21 protein-coding genes are annotated in these 24,016 nt (G+C 73.2%); 14 read left to right on the forward strand and 7 right to left on the reverse strand.

Features of this window, described 5'->3' with window-relative positions:
- Positions 1-136: 136 nt before the first annotated feature.
- A complete protein-coding gene (locus ACQ452_RS05620) occupies positions 137-1,579 on the reverse strand; it encodes an amidase (RefSeq protein WP_433390538.1) in 1,443 nt (480 codons plus the stop codon).
- Positions 1,580-1,709: 130 nt separating this feature from the next.
- Between ACQ452_RS05620 and ACQ452_RS05625 the strand changes: the two genes are divergently transcribed.
- Positions 1,710-2,309, forward strand: coding sequence for a TetR/AcrR family transcriptional regulator (locus tag ACQ452_RS05625; RefSeq protein ID WP_433390540.1), 600 nt, complete (start codon positions 1,710-1,712; stop codon positions 2,307-2,309).
- Positions 2,310-2,528: 219 nt separating this feature from the next.
- Here ACQ452_RS05625 and ACQ452_RS05630 read toward each other — a convergent pair whose 3' ends face one another.
- On the reverse strand, positions 2,529-3,665 hold the full coding sequence (locus ACQ452_RS05630; RefSeq protein ID WP_433390542.1) for a GH12 family glycosyl hydrolase domain-containing protein: 1,137 nt from the start codon (positions 3,663-3,665) through the stop codon (positions 2,529-2,531).
- Between the two features lie 299 nt (positions 3,666-3,964).
- Here ACQ452_RS05630 and ACQ452_RS05635 point away from each other — a divergent pair, with 299 nt between their 5' ends.
- Entirely contained in the window at positions 3,965-5,074 is a 1,110-nt protein-coding gene (locus ACQ452_RS05635; protein ID WP_433390544.1) for an FAD-dependent monooxygenase, read from the forward strand.
- A 161-nt stretch (positions 5,075-5,235) separates the two neighbouring features.
- Positions 5,236-6,996, forward strand: a complete 1,761-nt coding sequence (gene ctaD / locus ACQ452_RS05640; protein WP_433390546.1) for an aa3-type cytochrome oxidase subunit I — start codon at positions 5,236-5,238, stop codon at positions 6,994-6,996.
- Between the two features lie 786 nt (positions 6,997-7,782).
- Here the strand turns inward: ctaD and ACQ452_RS05645 are convergent.
- From ACQ452_RS05645 to ACQ452_RS05655, 3 genes are read right to left on the reverse strand one after another with little or no spacing between them, the layout of a single operon-like run.
- Entirely contained in the window at positions 7,783-8,364 is a 582-nt protein-coding gene (locus ACQ452_RS05645; RefSeq protein ID WP_433390549.1) for an isochorismatase family protein, read from the reverse strand.
- A 13-nt stretch (positions 8,365-8,377) separates the two neighbouring features.
- Positions 8,378-9,664 (reverse strand): nicotinate phosphoribosyltransferase, encoded by a 1,287-nt coding sequence (locus ACQ452_RS05650; RefSeq protein ID WP_433390551.1) that lies wholly within the window; start codon positions 9,662-9,664, stop codon positions 8,378-8,380.
- 16 nt (positions 9,665-9,680) lie between these two features.
- Complete coding sequence (locus ACQ452_RS05655) at positions 9,681-12,356, reverse strand: LuxR C-terminal-related transcriptional regulator (protein ID WP_433390554.1); 2,676 nt, start codon at positions 12,354-12,356, stop codon at positions 9,681-9,683.
- A 199-nt stretch (positions 12,357-12,555) separates the two neighbouring features.
- Between ACQ452_RS05655 and ACQ452_RS05660 the strand changes: the two genes are divergently transcribed.
- From ACQ452_RS05660 to ACQ452_RS05710, 11 genes are all read left to right on the forward strand, one after another.
- Entirely contained in the window at positions 12,556-14,100 is a 1,545-nt protein-coding gene (locus ACQ452_RS05660) for a hypothetical protein (RefSeq protein ID WP_433390556.1), read from the forward strand.
- A gap of 148 nt (positions 14,101-14,248) precedes the next feature.
- The gene (clpS, locus tag ACQ452_RS05665) at positions 14,249-14,539 is read left to right on the forward strand and encodes an ATP-dependent Clp protease adapter ClpS (protein ID WP_433390559.1); all 291 of its coding nucleotides are present in this window, start codon (positions 14,249-14,251) and stop codon (positions 14,537-14,539) included.
- Positions 14,540-14,541: 2 nt separating this feature from the next.
- Positions 14,542-15,036 (forward strand): DUF2017 domain-containing protein, encoded by a 495-nt coding sequence (locus tag ACQ452_RS05670; RefSeq protein WP_433393997.1) that lies wholly within the window; start codon positions 14,542-14,544, stop codon positions 15,034-15,036.
- Between the two features lie 53 nt (positions 15,037-15,089).
- The gene (locus ACQ452_RS05675) at positions 15,090-15,578 is read left to right on the forward strand and encodes a Mov34/MPN/PAD-1 family protein (protein WP_433390560.1); all 489 of its coding nucleotides are present in this window, start codon (positions 15,090-15,092) and stop codon (positions 15,576-15,578) included.
- Between the two features lie 72 nt (positions 15,579-15,650).
- Entirely contained in the window at positions 15,651-16,004 is a 354-nt protein-coding gene (locus tag ACQ452_RS05680; RefSeq protein ID WP_433390563.1) for a MoaD/ThiS family protein, read from the forward strand.
- 14 nt (positions 16,005-16,018) lie between these two features.
- Positions 16,019-16,984: a PLP-dependent cysteine synthase family protein gene (locus tag ACQ452_RS05685; RefSeq protein WP_433390565.1), complete on the forward strand. Its 966-nt coding sequence runs from the start codon at positions 16,019-16,021 to the stop codon at positions 16,982-16,984.
- 288 nt (positions 16,985-17,272) lie between these two features.
- Positions 17,273-18,019, forward strand: a complete 747-nt coding sequence (locus ACQ452_RS05690) for an MBL fold metallo-hydrolase (protein ID WP_433390567.1) — start codon at positions 17,273-17,275, stop codon at positions 18,017-18,019.
- 66 nt (positions 18,020-18,085) lie between these two features.
- Positions 18,086-18,811, forward strand: a complete 726-nt coding sequence (locus ACQ452_RS05695) for a hypothetical protein (protein ID WP_433390570.1) — start codon at positions 18,086-18,088, stop codon at positions 18,809-18,811.
- A gap of 77 nt (positions 18,812-18,888) precedes the next feature.
- Positions 18,889-19,617, forward strand: coding sequence for a ribonuclease PH (gene rph, locus ACQ452_RS05700; protein ID WP_433390572.1), 729 nt, complete (start codon positions 18,889-18,891; stop codon positions 19,615-19,617).
- Entirely contained in the window at positions 19,614-20,231 is a 618-nt protein-coding gene (gene rdgB / locus ACQ452_RS05705) for an RdgB/HAM1 family non-canonical purine NTP pyrophosphatase (protein WP_433390573.1), read from the forward strand. The genes rph and rdgB overlap by 4 nt, the downstream gene beginning before the upstream one ends.
- A gap of 11 nt (positions 20,232-20,242) precedes the next feature.
- Complete coding sequence (locus tag ACQ452_RS05710) at positions 20,243-21,166, forward strand: AEC family transporter (RefSeq protein WP_433390575.1); 924 nt, start codon at positions 20,243-20,245, stop codon at positions 21,164-21,166.
- Positions 21,167-21,244: 78 nt separating this feature from the next.
- Here the strand turns inward: ACQ452_RS05710 and hutH are convergent, their stop codons facing one another.
- Both hutH and hutI read right to left on the reverse strand, forming a co-directional pair.
- A complete protein-coding gene (hutH, locus tag ACQ452_RS05715; RefSeq protein ID WP_433390578.1) occupies positions 21,245-22,780 on the reverse strand; it encodes a histidine ammonia-lyase in 1,536 nt (511 codons plus the stop codon).
- Entirely contained in the window at positions 22,777-23,979 is a 1,203-nt protein-coding gene (hutI, locus tag ACQ452_RS05720; RefSeq protein ID WP_433390580.1) for an imidazolonepropionase, read from the reverse strand. The genes hutH and hutI overlap by 4 nt, the downstream gene beginning before the upstream one ends.
- Positions 23,980-24,016 lie beyond the last annotated feature (37 nt).

Raw genomic sequence — 24,016 nt, forward strand, 5'->3', positions numbered from 1 at the left:
CTGTTCATTCCCGCCGACGCACGCTCTGTCCCGGCATGTTCGACCGGGCGGATGACCGGGGTGACGAGTTCCATTCCGGCGGTGCGTCGGGCCTTCGTCGGATGTCGATGCGGCGACAGGCGGCCGGCACGGGCGGTCACCCGGCGTCGCCCGCCCAGACCTCGGGGGTCCGGTCCGACCACGGTGCCGCCTGTTCGAGTTGACCGGCGAGGCGGAAGAGGAGGTCTTCGCGTCCGTATCCGGCGGCGAACTGCATGCCGACCGGCAGGCCGGTCCCGGGGTCGGCGCCGGCCGGCACGGACATGGCCGGCGTGCCGGCCACGTTGAACGGCACCGTGAAGGGGGAGCGGTCGAGGACGCGCTCGATCCAGCCGAGGCCGTCGAGCGCGTCGGCGCCGTCGGCGAAGGTGCCGAGAGGCAGCGGAAGCTCCGGCAGGGTCGGGGTGAGCAGCACGTCGTGAGAGTCGAAGAACGCCGCCAGGCTGCGCGAGACGCGGTTGCGCATCGCCAGGGCGGTGACGAACTGGGCCGAGCTGACCTGCTGGCCGTAGTGGTAGCCGGCGAGGGTCACCGGTTCGAGGGTGGTGGCATCGACGGGCCGGCCGCTGAAGCCGGCGATGTCGTGGACGGTGGCGGCCAGGTTCGCCGACCACACCTGGGCGTTGGCGCGGACGAACTCCGCCCAGTCGAGCCCGAGGTCGGGCTCCGCGTCGTCCACCCGGTGGCCGAGGGATTCGAGCAGCCGTACGGTGGTGGCCAGCGCGTCGAGCACGGGCGCGGTGGTGCGGCGTCCGCCCCAGGCATGGGCGAGCACGCCGATGCGCAACGGCCCGGGCTCGCGGGTGACCTCTTCGGCGTAGGCGCGCGACGGTTGCGGGGCGAAGTAGGGGTCGCCCGGTTCGGGGCCGCGGATCTGGTCCAGTAGGGCCGCGCTGTCCCGCACCGTGCGGCTGAGGCAGCCCTGGACGGCGAGGCCGCTGAACTGTTCGTCGGAGCCGGGGCCCATGGAGACCCGTCCGCGGGTCGTCTTCAGGCCGAAGAGCCCGTTGCACGAGGCGGGGATGCGCAGCGACCCGGCGGCGTCCGTGGCGTGGGCGATCGGGACCACTCCGGCCGCCACGGCTGCGCCCGAGCCGCCACTGGACCCACCCGCGCTGTGCCCGACGTGCCACGGGTTGCGAGTCGGTCCGTACAGCAGCGGTTCGGTCGTGATGCTGTAGGCCAGCTCGGGTGTGGCGGTGCGCCCGAAGGTGACCAGGCCGGCGCGACGTAGCCGCGCCATCAGGAAGGAGTCGGCGTCGGGGACCAGCCCGGCCGCCAGCCGACTGCCCGCCTCCATCCGCTTGCCGGCCATGGTGACGCCGATGTCCTTGATCAGGAACGGGACGCCGGCCAGTGCGCCGCCGGAAGCGGAGGCGTCGTCGTCCGGCCAGGTCTCCACGACTGCGTTGATCCGTGGATTCACCGCCCGGACAGCGTCCCGGGCGGCCGTTTCCAGCTCCGCCGGCAGCAGTTCGCCGCCGGCCACGAGTCCCGCCAGTGCCACGGCGTCGAGGCGCACGTACTCACTCAGTTCCACGATCACTCCCCACCGAACGTGCCTGATACCGACCAGTGTCGTGAGATACCGGTCGGTATCAAGCGGTACGGCTTGGTACCGTACCCGTGCTGCGGCATGCGCGCAACGGACCGGAACTGCGGGAGTGGTCATGACGGCGATCACCAGAAGGCCGAGCAGGGTGGCCAAGCTGCCACCCCGTGAGCGCATCCTCGACGCGGCCGAGGCGCTCTTCCAGAGCGAGGGCATCCAGCGCGTGGGCGTCCAGGCCATCGCCGAGAGGGCCGAGACCACCAAGATGGCGATCTACCGGCACTTCGCCACCAAGGACGAGCTGGTCGCCGAGTGGCTGCGCATTCTGGCGGCCGACTACCAGGCGGCCTTCGACCGCGCCGTGTCCGACCATCCCGGCCAACCCCGGGAGCAGATCCTGGCCCTGGCCCGCTTCATCGTCGAGGGGCTGCCGGGGATCTCGTACCGGGGCTGCCCGTTCGTCAACTCGCTCGCCGAGCTGCCGGATCGCGACCATCCCGCCCGCCAGGTGATCGAGCAGCACAAGGCCCTCCAGGCCCGCCGGCTTCTCGGCATGTGCACCGAGGTCGGGCTGCCCGACCCCGAGCAGAGCACCGCCGAGATCACGTTCATCCTCGAAGGGGCGCAGGTCAGCCAGCAGAACGGCAGCATCGGCCAGGTGGGAGAGCGCGTGATGACGTTCGTCGAGGGGATCCTCGACCGGCAGGCAGGACGTTGACCGGGCGCCCGGCTCCTGCCGCCGGCGGCGCCGGGCGGGCGTTGGCGGCTTCGGGCAGCCGGGCGTGGGCGGCTCGCCCGACCGGTACGGGACGGGGCGGGCGATGGTCGTGTTCCCGCCGTCCGGCGCAAGCACGACCATCGCCGCCATCCTGGTGAGCTGGCTGCCCGGCGGGTCATCCGGGGTGTCCGCCGGCCTTTCTGACTGATGCTGCGCGGGTCAGCCCCGCGAGCAGGTGACCCCGTTGAGGGTGAAGCTGGTCGGGGACGCGTACGCCCCGCTCAGCGTGCCCTGGTAGCCGAAGCTGGCGGTGCCGCCCGGGGCGAGCGAGCCGTTCCAGGCGATGTTCCGGGCGGTCACCGCCGTGCCGCTCTGGTTCACCGTGGCGTTCCACGCGCTGGTCACCTGCTGCCCGGCCGGCAGGTTGTAGGCGAGCGTCCAGCCGTTGACCGTGCTCGTCCCGGTGTTGGTGACCTGCACGTCGGCGGTGAACCCGTTGTTCCAGGAGTTCGGCGTGTACTTCACGGCGCACCCCGAGCCGCCCGGCGGCGGCGTGGTCGGCGGGGGAGTGGTCGGCGGGGGAGTGGTCGGGTTGCCGCCGCCGTTGACCGCGGCGGAGAACGACGTCACCGCGAGCCCGGCGCCGCCCTGCCACGGCTCGAAGCCGGCCTGGATGCTGGTCAGATACCAGGAGTTGGTGATCGCGCCCCGGTTGCGGGTGTCGTCGATGAACGCCTTCAGGTTGAGATTCACGCTGCTGATCGCCGACGGGGCCAGGTACGAGATGACGTTGTTGCCGCCGTTGTTGCCCCGCCAGACCTCCCAGCTCCGCCCGTCGATGGTGGCGGTGCCGACGGGTGAGCCGATGGGCTGGATCGGGCCCTGCCGGTTGAGCCAGATCATGATCTCCATCTGGTTGACCCCGTCGCGCTTGGGCGACGGGTCGAGCCAGATGTCGTACGAGGCGTTGTAGATCGCGTTGCTGACGTAGCGGTAGGCGATGTTGCTGGTGGCGCTGCTGATCTGGCTGACCTGGATCGGCAGGTTGGTGCCGGGGGAGCAGTTGGTGTAGTGGCAGCCGAGGAAGACCGACGGGTACGCCGTGGGCGCGCCGTTGGTGGGGTTGCTGCCGTTCTGGGTGGTGATCTCGAAGCCGCTGTCGGTGACGTTGATGCACTGCTGGGCGGTGGTGCCCCAGCGGTTGTTCTGCACCACGTAGCGGCCCTGGATGGTGGTGGAGCCGTACTGCTCGCAGATCTGGGTGTCGGCGCTGGCCGTGCCGCCGAGGGCGACGGCGACGATCGAGCCGGTGGCGAGCAGCGCGGCTGCCGCCAGGGCCCGGAGTGGACGTTTCATGTTGCTCCTCTGGTTCGGCGGGGACGCCGGACGGAGTCGGCCGGACGGGCGCGGGAGCGCTCCCATGCCCGTTGACACATTCACACCTTTGAAACCACGGCGCAACGGGCCTGGGGTAATGGCGAACTAAGTGAGGTTTGTCACGCGCGCTGCACGACGAGCAGGCGGCCCGCCCGGTCGCCGACGCGCCCCGCCGGGATTGTTTCGTCCGAGGCCCCTGGCCCTGGTGTGCGCTGATTGCGCCGAGTAGTGTCTTGCCTCCAACGCGTGCCGAACCCCTCCCGGAGGCGTACACCACCATGGGTGGCTCTCCCCTGCGCATCCTCGTCGTCGGCGCGGGCATCGCCGGCCTGGCCGTGGCCCGGGCGCTGCGGATCGCGGGCTTCCGGCCCGACGTCACCGAGAGGCTGCCCCCGGGCGGGACCGCCGAGACCGGCCTCTACCTGCCCGGCAACGCGGCCCGGGCGCTGTGCCGCCTCGACCTGCACGATCCCGTACGCCCGCTCGGGCACGTCATCCACCGGCAGCGGTTCCTCGACGCCGCCGGGGCGCCACTGTGCGAGGTGGACCTCGACGCGCTCTGGGCCGGCGTCGGCGAGTGCCGCGCCCTGCCCCGCGCCGAACTGCACCGGGTCCTGCTCACCGGCGCGGGTGGCGCCGTCCGGCACTGCGCCGAGGTACGCACCGTCGAACTGCTGCCGGGCGCCGTCGGGGTCACCTTCACCGACGGCACCACCACCGAGTACGACCTGGTGGTCGGCGCCGACGGGCCACGCTCCTCGATCCGCGCCCTCGCCGCGCTCGGCGGCCCGGCCCGTCCCGCCGGCCAGGTCGTCTACCGCGCCGTGGTGCGTGACGGCCCCCGCGTCGACGACTGGACCGCCCTGCTCGGCCAGCGCGCCGGCTTCCTGGTCGTGCCGATCGGCGCCGGGCGGCTGTACTGCTACGCCGACGAGGCCGGCACCGTCGCGCCGGCCGACCCGGTGGCCCGACTGCGTGAACTCTTCGGCGACTACGGCGGACCCGTGCCCGCCGTGCTGGAGGCGCTCGACGAGGTGCACGTCGGCATCACCGAGGAGGTGGAACTGGGCGGCTGGTCCCGGGGGCGGGTGCTGCTCGTCGGGGACGCGGCGCACGCCACCGCGCCGACGCTCTCCCAGGGCGCGGCGATGGCGCTGGAGGACGCCGTCGTCCTCGCCGAGTCACTCCAGGCCGGCGGCGGCGACGTCGAGGCGGCACTCGCGGCGTACGAGAGTCGCCGTCGCCCGCGTACCCGATGGGTGCGGGACCGGACCCGCGACCGCAACCGGACCCGGGACGTGTCGCCGGCGCTGCGCGACCCGTTGCTGCGCGGGCGCGGCGGCCGGATCTTCGGCGAGCACTACCGGCTGCTGCTCGGCCCGCTGTGACGCCGGCCCCCGAGCATCCCGCGCGGCGGGGCGGGGCGGGGCAGGCTACCCGACCACCCCACGCAGCAAGGCCACCTCGCGGGGACTATCCTCCTTCAGGATGACGGCCCGCCGATAACCAGCGTGTGCCGAGCGGGACAACCCAGAACCGGAGGCCACTCGTGACCACCGTCGCACCCAAGCCGGTCGTGACCCGGCCCTGGCCGGTCCGAGAGCCGGTCAAGGGGTCGGCCATCGCGCGGCTGCTGCGAACCACGGACGCGAAGCAAATCGGGATCATGTACATGGTCACCGCGTTCGTGTTCTTCATGATCGGTGGCCTGATGGCCCTGATCATGCGGGCCGAGTTGGCCCGGCCCGGGCTGCAGTTCCTGTCGCCCGAGCAGTACAACCAGCTCTTCACCATGCACGGCACGATCATGCTGCTGTTCTTCGCGACGCCGGTCGTGTTCGCCTTCGCGAACTACATCGTGCCGCTGCAGATCGGCGCGCCCGACGTGTCCTTCCCCCGGCTGAACAGCTTCGCCTATTGGCTGTTCCTGCTCGGCGGCACGATGACGATGGTCGGCTTCCTCACCCCGGGTGGCGCCGCCGACTTCGGCTGGACCGCCTACGCGCCGCTCAGCAGCGTCGAGCACTCCCCGGGCATCGGCGCCAACCTCTGGGTGATCGGCCTGGTCATCTCCGGCCTGGGCTCGATCCTGGGCGCGGTCAACCTGATCACCACGATCCTGACCCTGCGCGCGCCGGGCATGACGATGTTCCGGATGCCGATCTTCACCTGGAACATGCTGGTCACCAGCCTCCTGGTGATCCTGGTCTTCCCGCTGCTGGCCGCCGCGCTGCTGGCGCTGGCCGCGGACCGCATCCTCGGCGCCCACGTCTACGACCCGGCGACCGGCGGGCCGATGCTCTACCAGCACCTCTTCTGGTTCTTCGGTCACCCCGAGGTCTACATCATCGCGCTGCCGTTCTTCGGCATCATCTCCGAGGTCATCCCGGTCTTCTCCCGCAAGCCGATCTTCGGCTACAAGGGGCTGGTCGCCGCGACCATCGCCATCGCCGGCCTGTCGATGAGCGTCTGGGCGCACCACATGTTCGCGACCGGCCAGGTGCTGCTGCCGTTCTTCAGCTTCCTGAGCTACCTGATCGCCGTACCGACCGGGATGAAGTTCTTCAACTGGATCGGCACCATGTGGCGCGGCCAGGTCAGCTTCGAGACGCCGATGCTCTTCGCGCTCGGCTTCCTGGTCACCTTCCTCTTCGGTGGCCTGACCGGCGTGCTGCTGGCCAGCCCGCCGCTCGACTTCCACCTGCACGACTCGTACTTCGTGGTGGCCCACTTCCACTACGTGCTCTTCGGCACCATCGTGTTCGCGGTCTTCGCCGGCATCTACTTCTGGTTCCCGAAGATGTTCGGCCGGATGCTCGACGAGCGCCTCGGCAAGGTGCACTTCTGGCTGACCATGATCGGTTTCCACACCACGTTCCTGGTGCAGCACTGGCTGGGCAACGAGGGCATGCCGCGCCGGTACGCCGACTACCAGCCGCTCGACGGCTTCACCACGCTCAACATGATCTCCACGATCGGCGCGTTCATCACCGGCATCTCGACCCTGCCGTTCATCTGGAACTGCTGGAAGTCGTACAAGTCCGGCCCCGTCGTCGAGGTCGACGACCCGTGGGGCCACGGCAACTCGCTGGAGTGGGCGACCAGCTCCCCGCCCCCGCTGCGGAACTTCGACCGGATGCCGCGGATCCGCTCCGAGCGGCCGGCGTTCGACCTCAAGTTCCCGGAACTGGCGGCCGGTGGCCAGAGCCTGGCCGGCCCGCCGGAGGGTGGCGCCAAGCCGCTGACCAGCGAGTCCGACGGCGGTGCCAGCTACCAGGAGGACGTCGCCAGCGACGCCGACCGGCGCTGACGCGTCGCACACGCAACGACGGGCGCCACCCCACCTGGGGTGGCGCCCGTCGCCGTCGTACTGACCCTGCCTGGGGGTTGTGCCGCCTTCGCGTGAGGGGTTGTGCTGCCTTCGCGTCAGTGTTGTGCTGCCTTCGCGTCAGTGTTGTGCTGCCTCCGCGCCGGTGTTGTGCTGCCTCCGCGCCGGTGTTCGGTGTCTCCGCGTTGCAAGGCGGCTCGCTGCCGCCGTTTCCCGCGTGGGCGTCGCGCCGCCTCTGCTGGCGTAGCACACGGCCTCGGGGTGGGACCGACGATCGGTTGACGGAAAACCGGACCACCTCGTGCATGGACACCGGCTGAGCATCACCCGATCGTGTGTCCCACGCTGGCGCCCCGGCGACTGGCCCAGCCAGCGCCCGTCGGTCTCGACAGGTGGACGTGTTCCGCGATCTTGGTAGCAACGTGCCCCTGGAGGGGCCGTTCCGTTCCAAGATCTGACCGGCGCGCGGCGCGCCGCACGGCTGGACGCGGCACGGCTGGACGCGGCACCGCGGGGCGCGGGGCGCGGCACGGCTGGGCGCGGCACCGCGGGGCGCGGGGCGCGGCACGGCTGGGCGCGGCACCGCGGGGCGCGGGGCGCGGCACGGCTGGGCGCGGCACCGCGGGGCGCGGGGCGCGGCACGGCTGGGCGCGGCACCGCGGGGCGCGGGGCGCGGCACGGCTGGGCGCTGGGCGGCTGGGCGCGGCACGGCTGGGCGCTGGGCGCGGCACGGCTGGGCGCGGGGCGTTCGGCGGAGGGGGTGGCGGCTCAGGGGGTGGCGAGTACCGGCTTTCCCCGCATGGTGACGCCGGCGCCCTCGAAGGCGCGCAGCGCCACGTCGGTGGTGTCGGGGGCGACCCCGGCGGTCAGGTCCAGCAGGACGGTGGTGGCGAAGCCCTCCCGGGCGGCGTCCAGGGCGGTCGCCCGCACACAGTGGTCGGTGGCGATGCCGACCACGTCGACCCGGTCCACGCCGTGCCGGCGCAGCCAGTCGGCGAGGCCCTCGCCGTCCTCGGCGTGCCCCTCGAAGCCGGAGTACGCGGCCGCGTGCTCGCCCTTGTGGAAGATCGCCTCGATCCGGTCGGTGGCGAGGTCGGGGTGGAACTCCGAGCCCGCGGTGCCGACCACGCAGTGCCGCGGCCAGGAGTCCACGAAGTCCGGCGGGTCGCCGAAGTGGGCGCCCGGGTCGACGTGGTAGTCCTTCGTGGCGACCACGTGGCCCCAGCGGTCGGGTTCGGCGGCCAGCAGGCGGGTGATGCCGGCCGCCACGCCGGCCCCACCGCCGACGGCCAGCGAGCCGCCCTCACAGAAGTCGTTCTGCACGTCCACGACGATCAGCGCGTTGCTCACCAGGTGCTCCTTCTCAGTCGGCCGGGACGACCGTGACCGGGACGGCCGGGTCGCCGGCGGAGAGCTTCAGACCCTCCCAGGGGATGGAGATCAGGCACTGTCGCAGGTGCTCCCGCGACTCGTCCAGCGTGGGCCGGTCCACCGGTTCGCCGCCGGCCACGAACGAGTGCTGCAGCAGCCGGTCGTGGGGTCGCGGGTCGGGCACGCCCTGCGGTACGACGATCTCCTCGGTGGCGGTGCCGGTCGGCTTGTGCCGGCGTACGGCCACCTTGCGGCCACCGATGGTGGCCTTGTGCTCGGAACGCTTGACCACCGGGCGGCCCTCGACCTCGACGAGCTTGTAGACCAGCCCCGCGGTGGGGGCGCCGGAGCCGGTGACCACGGCGGTGCCCGCGCCGTACATGTCGACCGGTTCGGCGGCGAGCGAGGCGATGGCGTACTCGTCGAGGTCGCCCGACACGATGATCTTGGTTTCGGTGGCGCCCAGCGAGTCGAGCAGCTCGCGGGACTGCTGGGCGATCACCGCCAGGTCGCCCGAGTCGATGCGCACCGCCCGCAGGTCGGGGCCGGCCACCGCGATCGCGTTGCGGATGCCCTGGCTGATGTCGTACGTGTCGACCAGCAGCGTGGTGTCCTTGCCCAGCGTGGCGACCTGCGAGGCGAACGCGGCCCGCTCGTCGGTGTGCAGCAGGGTGAACGCGTGCGCGGCCGTGCCGGCGGTCGGGATGCCGTAGCGCAGCCCCGCGGCGAGGTTGGAGGTGAACCGGAACCCGGCCAGGTACGCGGCCCGCGCCGCGGCCACCGCCGCCTCCTCGTGCGCGCGCCGGGAGCCCATCTCGATCAGGGCCCGGCCCCGTGCCGCGGTCACCATGCGCGCGGCGGCGGCCGCGACGGCGCTGTCGTGGTTGAGTACCGACAGCACCAGCGTCTCCAGCACCACACACTCGGCGAAACCACCGGAGACGGTCAGGACCGGTGAGTTGGGGAAGAAGAGCTCGCCCTCCGCGTAGCCCTCGATGTCGCCCGTGAAGCGGTAGTCGCGCAGCCACGCGGCGGCCGGCTCGTCGACCACCCCGGTACGCCGCAGGAAGTCGACCTCGTCTGCGTCGAAGCGGAAGTCGCGGATCAGCTCGATCAGGCGGCCGGTGCCGGCGACCACGCCGTAGCGGCGACCGGTGGGCAGTCGGCGGCTGAACACCTCGAAGACGCAGGGGCGGTCGGCGGTGCCGTCGCGCAGGGCGGCACTGACCATGGTCAGCTCGTAGTGGTCGGTCAGCAGCGCGGGGCGAAGGGTGCTCACCACCCCAGCCTAGAGTTCACCCGGTCCCGTCGCCGTTGTGGCCCGGGATCGCCGGCAGGGCGGTCTTCAGTTCGGCGCGGCCGGCGACCCCGAGCTTGCCGTAGATCCGTTGCAGATGGTTCTCCACGGTGCGGACGGAGAGATAGAGCCGCTCGGCGATGACCCGGCTGGCCACCCCGTCGGCAGCGAGCCGGGCCACCTGCCACTCGCGTTCGGTCAACGTCGGCGTCACGGCCCGCAACGCCGGGGTGTGGACCAGGTCGCAGCGGCCCAGCAGGGCGGCGAGGCGTTCACAGGCGGTGGCTGCCGCCGGGGAGCGCTCCCGGTGCAGGAGTTCCCGGGCGGTGGCTGTCGCCTCGGCCGCGTAGACGACCAGGTCCAGTGCGGCGAAGCCGTCGGCGACCGCCAGCAACCCGTCGGCGCGCCCGCCCGCAGCGGCCCGGGCGTACCGGGCGAGTAGCGGCGCCAGCACCCCGTCGACCCGTTCGGAGAGCTCGGTGAGCCGCTGCGCGACGGTCCGCCGGCCGCCGTCGGAGCAGGTCGGCCCGACCGACGCGGTGGCCCGACCCAGCCGGACCAGGTCGTGCAACACGTGCACCTCGTGACCGGCGAGGCCATCGGCGCGCAGCCGGTCGGCCAGCGCGCCCAGGTGCTTGACGGCGCCGGGGACGTCGCCACTGGCGGCGAGCACCGCGCCCCGCGCCTGTTCCAGCCACGGATACAGCACCGCCATGCCCGGTGTGTGGCGGCGGTCGGCCTCCGCCATCGCCTCCACCGCCTGCCCGGCGTCGCCGCGCAGGGCCGCCGCCTGGGCGCGCTCGGCCTGGGCCAGCCCTCCGTAGGCCCGGCTCGTGGCGAGCACCGCGCAGGCGGTGAGGCTGGTCTGCATCGCGGTGTGACTCTGGCCGCGCAGCCGGGCCGCGTACGCCCGGAGGATGCTCAGGTATCCGGTGCCGAGCCGGAAGTCCCCGGCCACGGCCAGGTCGGCGAACTCGTCGGCAACGATCGCGTCGATGCCGGGCAGGTCGCCGGCGAGCGCCAGCCGGGTGCCCCGGGCCAGTTCCAGGGCCAGTTGGAGGTATGGCATGTCCGCCCGCCACCGACCCACCTCGGCCTGCACCTGGTCGATCGCGGTGGCGCTGCGGTGCAACTGCCCCTGGGCCGCCTGCAGGTGGGCGATCGTGCTGCGGGCCAGCTCCCGGGCGGCGACGTTCGCGGCCGGCCGGTCCAGCACCTGCTGCCCGAGCCGCAGCGCGATGTCGGTGTCCAGTCGGTGCAGCCGCATGATGGCCTCGAAGGCCAGCACCCTGGCCAGGTCGCTGGAGTCCGTCAGGGCCGACCTGCGGTCCGCGATCTCCTCCACCGTGGACTCCTGGCTCAGGCCCCAGTAACTGACCATGCCCCGCACCGTCAACCAGCGGCTCAGCCGCCGGTCGCCCTCGACGTCGGCGCCGAACGCGTCGAGCACCGTGATGGCCTCCTCGGGGCGGTCGGCGAACATCAGGATGGTGGCCAGCAGCTCCGCCGCGTCGAAGCCCCCGCCCGCGTCGAGCGCCGCGCGGGCCAGCCGGGTCGCCAGCGGCACGTCGTACCGGGCGAATGCCTGCCGGGCCGCGCCGAGCAGCAGCGCCGGGTCCTGCGCGGTGCCCGAGTCGAGGCGCCAGACGGAGACCCGGAGCAGGTCGTCGCGTCGCCGGGTGCCGACCTGCTCCAGCACCTCGGCGAGGCGGGCCTGCAACCGGCGCGTCCGGCTGACCGGGCAACGGCGGCGCAGCACCTCGCCGTAGAGCGGGTGGGCCAGCCGGACGTTGGCCCGGCGGTCGTCGCGTTCCACGACGATCAGCCCGCGCTCCTCGGCGATCTCGACGTCGGGCTGGTCGGCGGCGCGGTTGAGCACGTGCAGACCGAGCGGCTCGCCGAACGCCACCAGCTCCACCACCAGGCGTACGCCCCGGGTGAGCCGCCCGATCCGGACGTCGATCAGTTCGGTCAGGTTGGGCGCCAGCTCCAACTGGCCGCTCCACTGCCAGAGCCCGTACGGGCGGTTCGACTCGCCACGGTCCACCGCGAGCACCAACTCGCGCAGCAGCAGCGGATTGCCCGCGGAGAGCCGGCCGAGGCGTTCGGCGGAGGAGGGCTCGACCGGCCCCTGCACGATCTCCTGGAGCAGTCGGGTGGTGGCGGCCGTGGCCAGTGGCCTGAGCTCGACGTGCTCGACCAGGCCGTCGGTCCACAGGGCCCGGATCGGCAGCGGAAGCTGCTCGCCGTCGCACAACGTGCCGATGACCGTGGCGTTGTCGTCCCGGGCGACCATGTGCACCAGTGCCGCCGACGGCGGGTCGAGCAGGTGCGCGTCGTCGACGGCGAGCACGATCTGACGGCCGGCCGCCTGCTGTTGCAGCACCTGCACCGCCCAGCGCAGGATCCCGGCGGGGGAGAGGCCCTGGGGTTGCTCGGTCGGCAGCACCTGGATCAGCCCGCCGAAGGGCAGCGCGGCGGTGGTGGCGCTGGCCGCGATCGACCAGACGGCGTACTTGTCGCGGGGAAGGGCCGCCACCCCCTCCCGCAGCAGCCGGCTCTTGCCGATGCCCGCGGTGCCGCTGAAGAAGACGCCCCGCCCCGCCATGCCGGTCACGGCCGACAGTAGACGGTTGAGCTCATCCGTCCGGCCGACGAAGCTCCACCGACTCATCGGGGCAGCATATCGATCGGGAGCCCTCCGCGCGCGTTCGGTCACGCAACGAAGTTGAGTAGTCTCGTCATTACCCCTGAGTATTTGAAATGTTACAAGAGGGCCCCGGCCGCCCGTACTCTTCCGGCATCCGGGGCGCTACCCGGACGATTCCATGCGCCGGCCACCGCCGGCCGCCTGCCAGGGGAGGCCGCCCTACATGACGTACGGTCCGCTCCCCGCCGTCGTGGCGTCCGACCGGGCGACCGCAGACGCGCAGCCACCGAGCCAGGGCCGGCTGCCCGCCGAGGCGGGGGAGACCGAGCCAGGTCCGGAGGAGCCGCTGGCCGTGATCGGCGTCGGCCCGGCCGGTGCGGGGCGCGCCGAGGTGCTCGCCCGCCTGCTGCGCCTCGATCCCCCCATGCTCGCCGTGCCGGCCGGCGCTTGGCTGGTGGTACGCGACGCCGCGGTGCCCACGCGGGCCGCCTACGTGCCCGGCTACCGCCAGCCCCACTCGTACGGCGCCGACCGGCTCGCCGCCGGGCCTGCCCTCGCGCGCCCGCCGCGCCGGGTCGAGCTGAGCCTGCCCAGGCCGCTGCTGAAGCGTTTCAGCCTCGTCGACACGCCGGACACCGGCGTCCTCGGGGAGGCCGGTGCCCGGCTGCTGCGCGACGCGGCGGCCCGCGCCGGCGCGGCGCTCTTCGTGATCGCCGCCGACCAGGCCTTCACCGCGGTCGAGCTGGACCTGCTCGCCGAGCTGGCCCGCACCGGCGTCAAGGTCCTCTTCGCGGTCACCCCGGGCGCGGGCGGCTGGGACCACGTGCCGAACGGCGCGATGACGACGGAGGGCACGGGGGCCTCCGTCGGCTCGTCCGCCGTGCCGGTGGACCCGGTCGAGGTCGCCGTCGAGGCGCACCGGGCGGCGCTGCTCACCGCCGTCCCCGAGCTCGCGGACGCCCCCTGGCTCCCGCTCGACGCCGCCGACGACGGGTCGGACCTGTGCCGGGCCCTGGTCGGCTGGGCCGCCGACGAGGGGTTGCGGCGGGCGAGTGTCGCACCACCGGAGCCGCCCGGGTCGCGGGGACGGGTGTCGGTGGTGGCCGAGCCGGGCGACTGGTCGGAGCAGCTCGACCGGCTGGCCCGGTCCTGCTCCCGGCGCGTGCGTCACGACCTCGCCCTGGAAGTGGCGAACATCCACCTCCGGGTGGTGCAGGAGATCGTCCTCGGCGTCGGCTGCGCCGGCCTGCCGCAGCTCCTCGACCGCGAGATGGAGGCGCTGTCGCTGCTGGCCACCGCCCGGTGCGACGAGGGGGTGCGTGAGCTGGTCGAGGAGGGCGCCGGTCGGGTCTTCGGCACGCCGCTGCCCGCGGGCGTCCACGGCCGCCTGCGCACCCCGCTGCACTGGGCCATGACGGCGGCCCGCCACGGCGAGCACGAGCCGGACCGGGTCATGCTGGTCACCAGCACCGGGGGCGTGGCGTGGCTGACCGGGGCCGGTGCGACCGACGCCCTGACCAGCTACCCGGCCCCGGCGCGCGCCGAGGTGCTCCCGCCGGTGGCCGTGGCCCTGTCGGGCGGCTGTTGGCAGCACTGGCGCAGCCCCGGCAACCACGACGTCAACGCCGCCCGGATCTGGGCCCAGCGCGCGCTGCGCGAGGTCGAGCTGGAGGTCTCCCGGGAGGTCTCCCGGCGCTTCGAGATGGTCCGCCTCTCTCTGGACGGGGTGCTTTCCGATGCCGTGGACCACGGCATGCTGCTCGCCTGACGGCGCTTCGCCGGTTCGTGGCGTCGACCACTCGCCGAGGTCGCCGCTCGGCGTCGCCGACGCTCCTGACCAGGGCGGACGCGGCGATCCGCGCCAGGCCGGCGTTCCGGTTCCTCGGTTCGCCGACTCCGGTGGCACGATGGGGGGCATGGCCGCTCCGCAGGTTGCACCTGTCGAGACGCCGGACACCGACGAGGTGCCGGCGTCCGACCGACCGTGGGTGACGATCGTGTGGGACGACCCCGTCAACCTCATGACGTACGTGACCTGGGTCTTTCAGAAGCTCTTCGGCTACAGCCGCGAGAAGGCGGAACAGCTCATGCTGGACGTGCACCACAAGGGCCGCGCCGTGGTCTCCATCGGCGCGCGGGAGCGGATGGAGCACGACGCGTCGCAGTTGCACGCGTACGGGCTGTGGGCGACGGTGGACCGGTCGTGAGCATGTTCCGTCGTCAGGGCGACCGTTACGTCGCCACCTTCGCCGTCGACGAGGTGCGGGTGCTGCGCAAGGTGGCCTCCGAGGTGGTCGGGTTGCTCACCGACGGCTTCGACCACACCGACCCGGTGGTGGGCCGGCTCTTCCCCGAGGTCTATCCGGAGGACCCGTCGGGCACCGCCGAGTTCCGCCGCTACACCGAGGGCGACCTCAAGACCGCCAAGATCGATCAGGCGGGCGCGATCCTCGCCGCGCTGCCCGACTCCTCCGGCGGCGAGGTGCGGCTCGACGCGGAGGCGGCCGAGGCGTGGTTGCGGGCGCTCAACGACGCCCGGCTGGCGATGGGCGTCCGGCTGGAGATCAAGGACGGCACCGATCTCGGCGAGGAGCTCGACGACGCCGTCGCCGAGGACCCGGGTTCCAGCCGGGTGTTCCAACTGTCGGTCTACGCCTACCTCGGCTATCTCCAGGAGTCCCTGCTCAACGCCTTGATCGACTAGGCGTGACCGGCACCACCCGAACGACGCGCCCGGTACGCGTTAGGCTGGCCAGCGTGCTGAGCATCGACCGGTCGATCGTCGAGGCGATCGTCGCCCACGCTCGTCGGGACCACCCCGACGAGGCGTGCGGCGTGGTCGCCGGCCCCGCCGGCAGCGACACCCCCACCCGGCACATCCCGATGGACAACGCCGCCCGCTCCATGACGTTCTACGAGTTCGACTCGATGGAGCAGCTCCGGGTGTGGCGCGAGATGGACGACCGGGACGAGGAACCCGTCGTCATCTACCACTCGCACACCGCCACGGAGGCATACCCGTCCCGCACGGACGTCTCCTTCGCCGGTGAGCCGGGCGCGCACTACCTGCTGGTCTCCACCCGCGATGCCGACACGGAGGAGATCCGCTCCTTCCGCATCGTCGACGGCGTGGTGACCGAGGAGCCGGTCCGGATCCGGGACGCGGGGGTGGACCCGCACGCCGTGCAGTCCTACATGTTCGGGCAGAGCCCGGCGGAGGTCGACTACGAGTGTTCCGGCCGCTGATCCAGCGCCGCCACACCCGTGCACGTCCCGTCACCCTCCGCTCGCCCGACCATCAGCAAGGAGCACGACATCATGGCCATCGAGGTTCGCATCCCCACCATCCTGCGTAGCCACACCGGCGGCGCGAAGATCGTCGAGGGCTCCGGCGACACGCTCGCCGAGCTGCTCGCCGACCTGGATTCTCGGCACGCCGGCCTGCGCTCCCGGCTGGTCACCGACGCCGGTGCGCTGCACCGCTTCGTCAACGTCTACGTCAACGACGAGGACGTCCGCTTCCTCGGCGCGCTGGACGCCAAGCTCGGCGACGGCGACAGCGTGACCATCCTGCCGGCCGTCGCCGGCGGCGCGTTCGGCTTCGCGGCGGTCGCCGCGCTCGCCCAGCACGGCGCGGCGACCGCCGTCCGGTCGGCCGCCGCCGCCCGCTGACGGCGGCGGTCACCATGGCGCGGTACGACAGTCTCCTCGACGCCTGCGGTGGTACCCCCCTGGTCGGGCTGCCCCGGCTCTCCCCGACGGTGCCCGACGGGGCACCACCGGTGCGGCTCTGGGCGAAGCTGGAGGACCGGAACCCGACCGGCAGCATCAAGGACCGGGCGGCCCTGTTCATGGTCCGGGCGGCCGAGGAGTCGGGCCGGCTGCGGCCGGGCGACACCATCCTCGAACCGACCAGCGGCAACACCGGCATCTCGCTGGCCATGGTCGCCAAGCTGCGCGGCTACCGGCTGGTGTGCGTGATGCCGGAGAACGTCTCGACCGAGCGGGTGCAGCTGCTCCGGATGTACGGCGCGGAGATCATCTTCTCGGCGGCGGCGGGCGGCTCCAACCAGGCGGTGGCCGCCGCCAAGCAGATCTCGGCCGAGCACCCCGACTGGGTCCTGCTCTACCAGTACGGCAACGAGGCCAACGCCCGGGCGCACTACGAGACCACCGGCCCGGAGCTGCTGCACGACCTGCCCACGATCACGCACTTCGTGGCGGGCCTCGGCACCACCGGGACGCTGATGGGCACCGGTCGCTACCTGCGCGAGAAGGTCGACGGCATCCAGGTCGTCGCGGCCGAACCGCGCTACGGCGAGCTGGTCTACGGGCTGCGCAACATCGACGAGGGGTACGTCCCGGAGCTCTACGACGCGACGGTGCTGTCCCGGCGCTTCTCCGTCGGCACCCGCGACGCGGTGCTGCGCACCCGGCAGCTCGTGGAGGTGGAGGGCATCTTCGCCGGCTTCTCCACGGGTGCGATCCTGCACGCCGCCCTCGCGGTGGCGCACGAGGCCGTCCGCGCCGGCCGGCGGGCCGACGTGGCCTTCGTGGTTGCCGACGGCGGCTGGAAGTACCTCTCCACCGGGGCGTACGGCGGCACCCTCGCCGACGCGGAGGAGGCCCTCGACGGCCAGCTCTGGGCCTGACGTCGCCCGGCCGGGCCGACCGACACCCGTCGGCCGGCCCGGCCGGCGGCGGCACGGGCCGGGGCGCTCACGCAGCGCCACCGGGTGCGCCGTCCGCCGTCATCCGGTCCGGACGGTCGGCGCGCCGGGGGCCGCACGGGTGTCGCGTTGATGACAACTTGCTTTGGAGACCTCTGTTCGCCGCGCGGGCGCGCGTAGGCTGCCGAGCGTGGCGCACGCGTCGGTCGAGATCATTCAGAGAATGACCATGGGCGCGGAAGCCACGCAGCGCGACAGCGAGATGACTCGATGCGACTGACCGTCCTGGGTTGTGCGGGCAGCTTTCCCGGCCCCGAGTCTCCCTGCTCGGCCTACCTCGTCGAGGCGGACGACTTCGCGCTGCTGGTCGACTTCGGCTCCGGGTCGCTGTCCAACCTCCAGCGCTACGCGGGGCTGCACGCCCCGGACGCGATCATGCTGACCCACCTGCACTGCGATCACATTCTCGACGCCGCGTCGTACGTGGTGGTGCGCCGCTACGCGCCGGACGGCCCCTACCCGCCGCTGCCGGTCTACGCTCCGGCCGGCGCCCCCGACCGGCTGGCCGCCGCGTACGGGCAGGAGAACAGCACCGTCGAGGACGTCTACCAGTTCATCGCCCTCGAACCCGGCACCTTCCCGATCGGTCCGTTCACGGTCACCGTCGACCGGGTGAACCACCCCGTCGAGACGTACGGCGTCCGGCTGGAGCACGACGGCCGGGTGCTCTGCTACTCCTCGGACACCGCGCCCTGCGACGCGTTGCTCCGGCTGGCTCAGGACGCCGACACGTTCCTCTGCGAGGCGAGCTACCTCGACGGCGTGGACAACCCGCCGGACCTGCACCTGACCGGCCGGGAGGCCGGCGAGGCGGCGACGAAGGCGGGGACGGGCCGACTGCTGCTCACCCACCTGGTGGCCGCCTGGGGCAGCGAGGCGCACACCGTGGAGTCGGCCGGCACCGCGTACGCCGGGCCGATCGAGGTGGTCCGGCCGGGCGCCAGCTACGAGATCTGACCGTCCGGTCGCTGCGTCGACCGCGCGGGGCCTCGAAAACCGCGTCGTCCCCCTAGGCTCTCGCTGGTGAGCGACTCCCCCTCCGGGCCGGCTGGCTGGCAGCCCCACCCGCCGCCTCCTCCCGTGGGACCGCCCGGCCCGCCCGGCGCCCCGTTCCCGCCCGGTGCGGCCGGCCCCGCCGGATCCTGGCCGGGGCATCCGGCGCACCAGCCGCCGATGCCCGCCGGGCCGTACCCGCCGGCCGGCCAGCCCTTCGGGTACCCGCCGCCGGCCACGCTCCCGCCGACGGGGTCCGCCCCGACGGCGCCGCGCCGCTCCACCGGCCTGCGGGTGTTCTTCGCGGTGCTCGCCGGGCTGCTGGCGATGGGGCTCTGCGCCGGTGGCGGCATCGCGGGATATCTGGGCTGGTGGGAGCCCCGGCAGGAGATGGCCGAGCGGCGGGCGATCCTCGCGGACTGGGGGCGGCCGCGCAGCTTCACCTCCGACGGGCTCGTCGAGGGCGCGGACGCGTCGTTGCAGGTCTACCGGTTCACCTGCCCGCAGGGGCGGTGCCCGGTGGACCTCGGCGAACGGGTGCACGCCTGGCTCGTCGCGGCCGGCGCGCGGGACGCGAAGACCGAGGACGTGACGCGTTGCGTGGCCGAGGGCTTCCGCTACGGCGGCCCCACCTGCGACTGGACGTGGCGGACGGACGGTTGCCGGGCGACCGTGACGACGACGGGCCTGGAGCAGGTGCCGAGCGGCTGGGACCGCCCGCTCGTGCTCAACGTCCGCGTCCGGGAGTGCGACTGATCCGGCACCGGACGCGTCGCGGCGGGGGCCGGGGCACCCGGCAACGGCGCGGTCACCGCACCGCATAGGGTGCAGGCATGGCGCGACCTGACGGGCGGCGACCCGACGAACTCCGACCTGTGACGTTGACCCGGGGCTGGAGCACCCATCCGGAGGGCTCGGTGCTCGTGGAGTTCGGCGGCACCCGGGTGCTCTGCACCGCCAGCGTGACCGAGGGGGTGCCCCGCTGGCGCAAGGGCTCCGGGCTCGGCTGGGTCACCGCCGAGTACGCGATGCTGCCGCGGGCCACCAACACCCGCTCCGACCGGGAGAGCGTCAAGGGCCGCGTGGGTGGACGTACCCACGAGATCTCCCGCCTGATCGGGCGCAGCCTGCGGGCGTCCATCGACCTGAAGGCCCTGGGCGAGAACTCGATCGTGCTCGACTGCGACGTGCTGCAGGCCGACGGCGGCACCCGCACCGCCGCGATCACCGGCGCCTACGTGGCGCTGCACGACGCGGTGAACTGGCTGGCGGGGCGCAAGTCGCTGGTCGGCAAGCCGGAGAAGGTGATGCACCGTTCGGTGGCCGCGATCAGCGTGGGGATCATCGGCGGCGAGCCCCGTCTGGACCTCGACTACACCGAGGACGTGGCCGCGGAGGTCGACATGAACGTCGTCTGCACCGGCGTCGGGGAGTTCGTCGAGGTGCAGGGCACCGGGGAGGCCGGTGTGTTCGCCCGTGGGCAGCTCGACGCCCTGCTCGACCTGGCGGTCGCCGGCTGCCTGGACCTGGCCGAAGCGCAGCGGAAGGCACTCACCTCATGAACAGGCTGCTGCTCGCCACCCGTAACCGCAAGAAGCTCGTCGAGCTCCAGCGGATCCTCGACGGTGCGCTCGGCGCGCACCGCGTCGCCCTGATCGGGCTGGACGACGTCGAGGAATACCCGGAGCTGCCCGAGAGCGGCCTGACCTTCGGCGAGAACGCGTTGATCAAGGCGCGGGAGGGCTGCCGGCGCACCGGCCTGCTGACGATCGCCGACGACTCCGGGCTCGCCGTCGATGCCCTCAACGGCATGCCGGGGGTGTTCAGCGCCCGCTGGGCCGGACGCCACGGCAACGACCAGGCCAACCTCCAGCTGGTGCTCGACCAGATCGCGGACCTCCCCGACGAGCACCGGGGCGCGTCGTTCGTCTGCACGGTGGCCCTGGTGCTGCCGGGCGGCAAGGAACACCTGGTCGACGGCCGGCAGACCGGTCGCCTGCTGCGGGCGCCGCGGGGCGACGGCGGGTTCGGCTACGACCCGATCTTCCTCGGCGACGGGCAGGACCGCACCAGCGCCGAGCTGACGCCGGCGGAGAAGGACGCGGTCAGCCACCGGGGCAAGGCGCTGCGGGAGCTGGCCAAGCTGGTGGCCAAGGTGTTGCCGCCCGTGAGCTGACGGGGGCCCCGATGACCGGGGCGCTGACGGGCTTCGCCGTCATCACCGCCGTCATCGCCGTCGGCTACGCGCTCGGCCGCGCCGCGGTGCTGGGACCGGACGCGGCCACCGTCCTCTCCCGGGTCGCGTTCTTCGTGGCGACGCCGGCGCTGTTGTTCCAGACGGTGGCGCGGGCCGACGTGCCCGCGGTCATCTCGTCCGCCCTCGCCGTCACGGTGCTGAGCAGCATCGCCGTGGCGTCGGTGTTCGTGACCGTCGCCCGGCTCTGCTGGCGCCGCTCCGTCGCCGAGGCCACGATCGGGGCCCTGGCCTCGTCGTACGTCAACGCGGCGAACATCGGCATCCCGGTCGCGGTCTACGTCCTCGGGGACGCCGCGTTCGTGGCGCCGGTGCTGATGTTCCAACTGGTAGTCATGACGCCCGTCGCGTTCGCCTTCCTCGAGGTGAGCACGGCGCGTCACCGACCGTCGATCGGTATGGTGCTGGTCCAGCCGTTCGCCAACCCGGTCACCATCGCCTGCGTGCTGGGCCTGGTGGCCAGCCTGACCGGCTGGCTGCCGCCGGAGCCGGTCCTGCGACCCATCGCCCTCGTGGCGGCGATGGCGGTCCCCGCCACCCTGATCGCCTACGGCCTGTCGCTGCACGGCGCGGCGCGGCCCGGCTCCGGCGGCACCGCGCGCGACGTCGGGCTCGCGGTCGCGCTCAAGACCGTGGTCCAGCCCACCGTCGCCTACCTGGTGGCCCGCTTCGCGCTGGGGTTGCCGCCGGCTCTGGTGCTGGCCTGCACGGTCACCGCCGCCCTGCCGACGGCGCAGAACGTGTTCGTCTACGCGACGCGCTATGGCCGTTCCGTGGTCCTGGCCCGCGACTCGATCCTCCTGTCGACGGTGGTCGCGGTGCCCGTGCTGGTCGGCGTCGTGGTGCTGGCGGGCTGAGACCGGGGGCGGGTGACGCCGGGACGCGGTGGGCCGGTCCGTTCCCGGTCGCGGCGTCAATCTCGTCCCACCCCCGGTTCAGCCGAGCGGCCCGATCTCGCGCTCGATGGCGGCGCGCAGCTCGGGCCCGGCCAGCACGCCCCGGGCGGCCTCCATCAGCGGGGCCAGGAAGACGTCCGGTCCCGGCTCCCCGACGATTGCGCCGAGCGCCGCGACGGCCGCCCGCCCGGCCGGCGAGGGTTCGAGCGGGGCGCGTAGCTGCAGCCCGCGTACGGCGGCGAGCAGCTCGACGGCGAGCAGGCTGGTCAGGTTGTCCAGCACGGTGCGCAGCTTCCTGGCCGCCGCCCAGCCCATGGAGACGTGGTCCTCCTGCATGCCGCTGGTGGGCAGGGAGTCCACCGAGGCGGGCGCGGCGAGCCGCCGGTTCTCCGCGACGATCCCCGCCGCCGTGTACTGGGCGATCATCAGCCCGGAGTTGACCCCGGGGTCCGGCGACAGGAACGCGGGCAGCTCCCGGGAGCGGGTCACGTCGAGCAGCCGGTCCACCCGGCGCTCGGCGATCGAACCCACCTCGGCGGCGGCGATGGCCAGGAAGTCCGCGGCGAAGCCGAGGGGCGCGCCGTGGAAGTTCCCGGTCGACTCGACGCGGCCGTCGGGCAGCACCACCGGGTTGTCCACCACCGAGACCAGTTCCCGGCCGGCCACCGTGCGGACGAAGTCGAGCGTGTCTCGGGCCGCCCCGACCACCTGCGGGGCGCACCGCATCGAGTACGCGTCCTGCACGGCGTGCGCGAGGTCGTCGCGGTGCGAGTCCATCACCCGCGAGTCCTGCAACAGCCGGTGGATGTTGGCCGCCGACGCGGACTGGCCCGGGTGCGGGCGGATGGCGTGCAGCTCCGGCAGGAACGGCCGCTCCGAGCCGAGCATCGCCTCGATGGCGAGGGCGGCGGTGACGTCGGCCATGGTGAACAGGTGCGCGGCGTCGTGGCTGGCCAGCAGCAGCATGCCGAGCATGCCGTCGGTGCCGTTGATCAGTGCCAGCCCCTCCTTGGCGGCCAGCTCGATCGGCGCCAGGCCGGCTGCCCGCAGCGCGTCGCCGGCCGGCACCCGCTCGCCGGCCGGGCCGAGCACCCAGCCCTCGCCGAGCAGCGCCAGCGCGCAGTGCGCCAGCGGCGCCAGGTCGCCGGAGGCGCCCAGTGAGCCGTGCTCGGGTACCCACGGCGTCACGTCGTGGTTGAGTAGGTCGACCAGCGCCTCGGCGATCAGCGGCCGGACCCCGGAGCGGCCGAGCGCCAGCGAGCGGACCCGCAGCAGCATCATCGCCCGGACCACCTCGCGGGGCATCGACGCGCCCAACCCGGCGGCGTGCGAACGGATCAGCGCGTGCTGGAGTTCGGCCCGCCGCTCGGGCGCGACGAAGGTGTTCGCCAGCGCCCCGAACCCGGTGGAGACGCCGTAGACCGGTCGGCCGGCGGCCTCGATGCCGTCCACGATGGACCGGCTGGTGGCCATCGCGTCCACGGTGGCCGGGTCGAGGACGACCTTGGCGGTGCCGCGCGCCACGGCGAGCACGTCGGCGGGGGAGATTCCGGTGGGCAGGATGGTGACGGTCATCGAAGCACTCCGTTGCGCAGGACCTGGCGGATCAGTGGGACACCCGGCCGGTAGGCCAGGTGCAGGTGGGAGGGGGCGTCGAGGATCATCAGGTCGGCCCGCGCCCCCACGCCGAGTTGCCCGATGTCGTCGCGGCGCAGCGCCCGCGCGCCGCCGGCGGTCGCGGCCCAGACCGCCTCCGCCGGGGTCATCCGCATCTCGCGTACGGCCAGCGCGACGCAGAACGGCATCGACGACGTGTACGACGATCCGGGGTTGCAGTCCGTCGCCAGCGCCACTGTGACGCCGGCGTCGAGCAGCCGGCGGGCGTCCGGGTAGGGCGAGCGGGTGGAGAACTCGGCACCGGGCAGCAGGGTGGCGACGGTGGTGGTGTGCCTGCTATCGGCGCACATGCAGTCAAATCGGGCCGACGCCAGCGCGTCGATGTCGGCGTCGCTCAGGTAGGTGCAGTGGTCGACGCTCGCCGCGCCCAACTCGACACCGAGCTGGACGCCCGGCCCCGGGCCGAGCTGGTTGGCGTGCACCCGCGCGCCCAGCCCCACGGCCTGCCCACAGGCGAGGATCGCGCGGGCGTGGTCGACGTCGAACGCGCCCCGCTCGCAGAAGACGTCGATCCAGCGGGCGTGCGGAGCGGCGGCGGCCAGCATCGGCCCGCAGACCAGCCCCACGTAGTCGTCGGGGCGGTCGGCGTACTCGGCGGGGACCACGTGGGCGCCGAGGAAGGTGGTCTCGTCGCTGAACTCGGCGGCGATCGCCAGCGAGCGGGCCTCGTCGACGACGGTGAGGCCGTACCCACTCTTGATCTCCATGGTGGTGGTGCCCTGCCGCAGCGCCTCGCCGCGCAGCCGGCGCACGGTGGCCCGCAGCTCGTCGTCGGTGGCGGCCCGGGTCGCGCCGACGGTGGTCCGGATGCCGCCGCCGGTGTAGGGCTGCCCGGCCATCCGGGCGCCGAACTCGGCGGCCCGGTCCCCGGCGAAGACCAGGTGGGCGTGGCTGTCCACGAAGCCGGGAAGCACTGCCGCGCCCCCGGCGTCGATGCGCCGGTCGGCGGCCGGCGCGTCCCGGGCCGGCCCGACCCAGGCCACCCGGCCGTCCTCGACCAGGAGGGCGGCGTCGCGTCGGATGCCCAGCGACCCGCCCTCGCCGCCGAGGTCGTTGGTCACCAGCTCGCCGATGTCGTCGATCAGCAGACTGCTCACGGTGCCACCTCTCGCTCCCGGCCGCGGGGCTCGCCGG

The organism is Micromonospora sp. KLBMP9576 (assembly GCF_050941805.1).
In the GTDB taxonomy this organism is placed as follows: Bacteria; Actinomycetota; Actinomycetes; order Mycobacteriales; family Micromonosporaceae; genus Micromonospora.

Excerpts from the sequence above, each read along its gene's own strand:
- ACQ452_RS05690 (WP_433390567.1), top strand. The coding sequence starts at position 17,273 with ATGCGACTGACCGTCCTGGGTTGTGCGGGCAGCTTTCCCGGCCCCGAG.
- ACQ452_RS05635 (WP_433390544.1), top strand. The coding sequence starts at position 3,965 with ATGGGTGGCTCTCCCCTGCGCATCCTCGTCGTCGGCGCGGGCATCGCC.
- ACQ452_RS05625 (WP_433390540.1), top strand. The coding sequence starts at position 1,710 with ATGACGGCGATCACCAGAAGGCCGAGCAGGGTGGCCAAGCTGCCACCC.
- rph (WP_433390572.1), top strand. The coding sequence starts at position 18,889 with ATGGCGCGACCTGACGGGCGGCGACCCGACGAACTCCGACCTGTGACG.
- hutH (WP_433390578.1), bottom strand. The coding sequence starts at position 22,780 with ATGACCGTCACCATCCTGCCCACCGGAATCTCCCCCGCCGACGTGCTC.
- ACQ452_RS05670 (WP_433393997.1), top strand. The coding sequence starts at position 14,542 with ATGTTCCGTCGTCAGGGCGACCGTTACGTCGCCACCTTCGCCGTCGAC.
- rdgB (WP_433390573.1), top strand. The coding sequence starts at position 19,614 with ATGAACAGGCTGCTGCTCGCCACCCGTAACCGCAAGAAGCTCGTCGAG.
- ACQ452_RS05680 (WP_433390563.1), top strand. The coding sequence starts at position 15,651 with ATGGCCATCGAGGTTCGCATCCCCACCATCCTGCGTAGCCACACCGGC.
- ACQ452_RS05710 (WP_433390575.1), top strand. The coding sequence starts at position 20,243 with ATGACCGGGGCGCTGACGGGCTTCGCCGTCATCACCGCCGTCATCGCC.
- clpS (WP_433390559.1), top strand. The coding sequence starts at position 14,249 with ATGGCCGCTCCGCAGGTTGCACCTGTCGAGACGCCGGACACCGACGAG.
- ACQ452_RS05685 (WP_433390565.1), top strand. The coding sequence starts at position 16,019 with ATGGCGCGGTACGACAGTCTCCTCGACGCCTGCGGTGGTACCCCCCTG.
- ACQ452_RS05655 (WP_433390554.1), bottom strand. The coding sequence starts at position 12,356 with ATGAGTCGGTGGAGCTTCGTCGGCCGGACGGATGAGCTCAACCGTCTA.
- ACQ452_RS05660 (WP_433390556.1), top strand. The coding sequence starts at position 12,556 with ATGACGTACGGTCCGCTCCCCGCCGTCGTGGCGTCCGACCGGGCGACC.
- ACQ452_RS05630 (WP_433390542.1), bottom strand. The coding sequence starts at position 3,665 with ATGAAACGTCCACTCCGGGCCCTGGCGGCAGCCGCGCTGCTCGCCACC.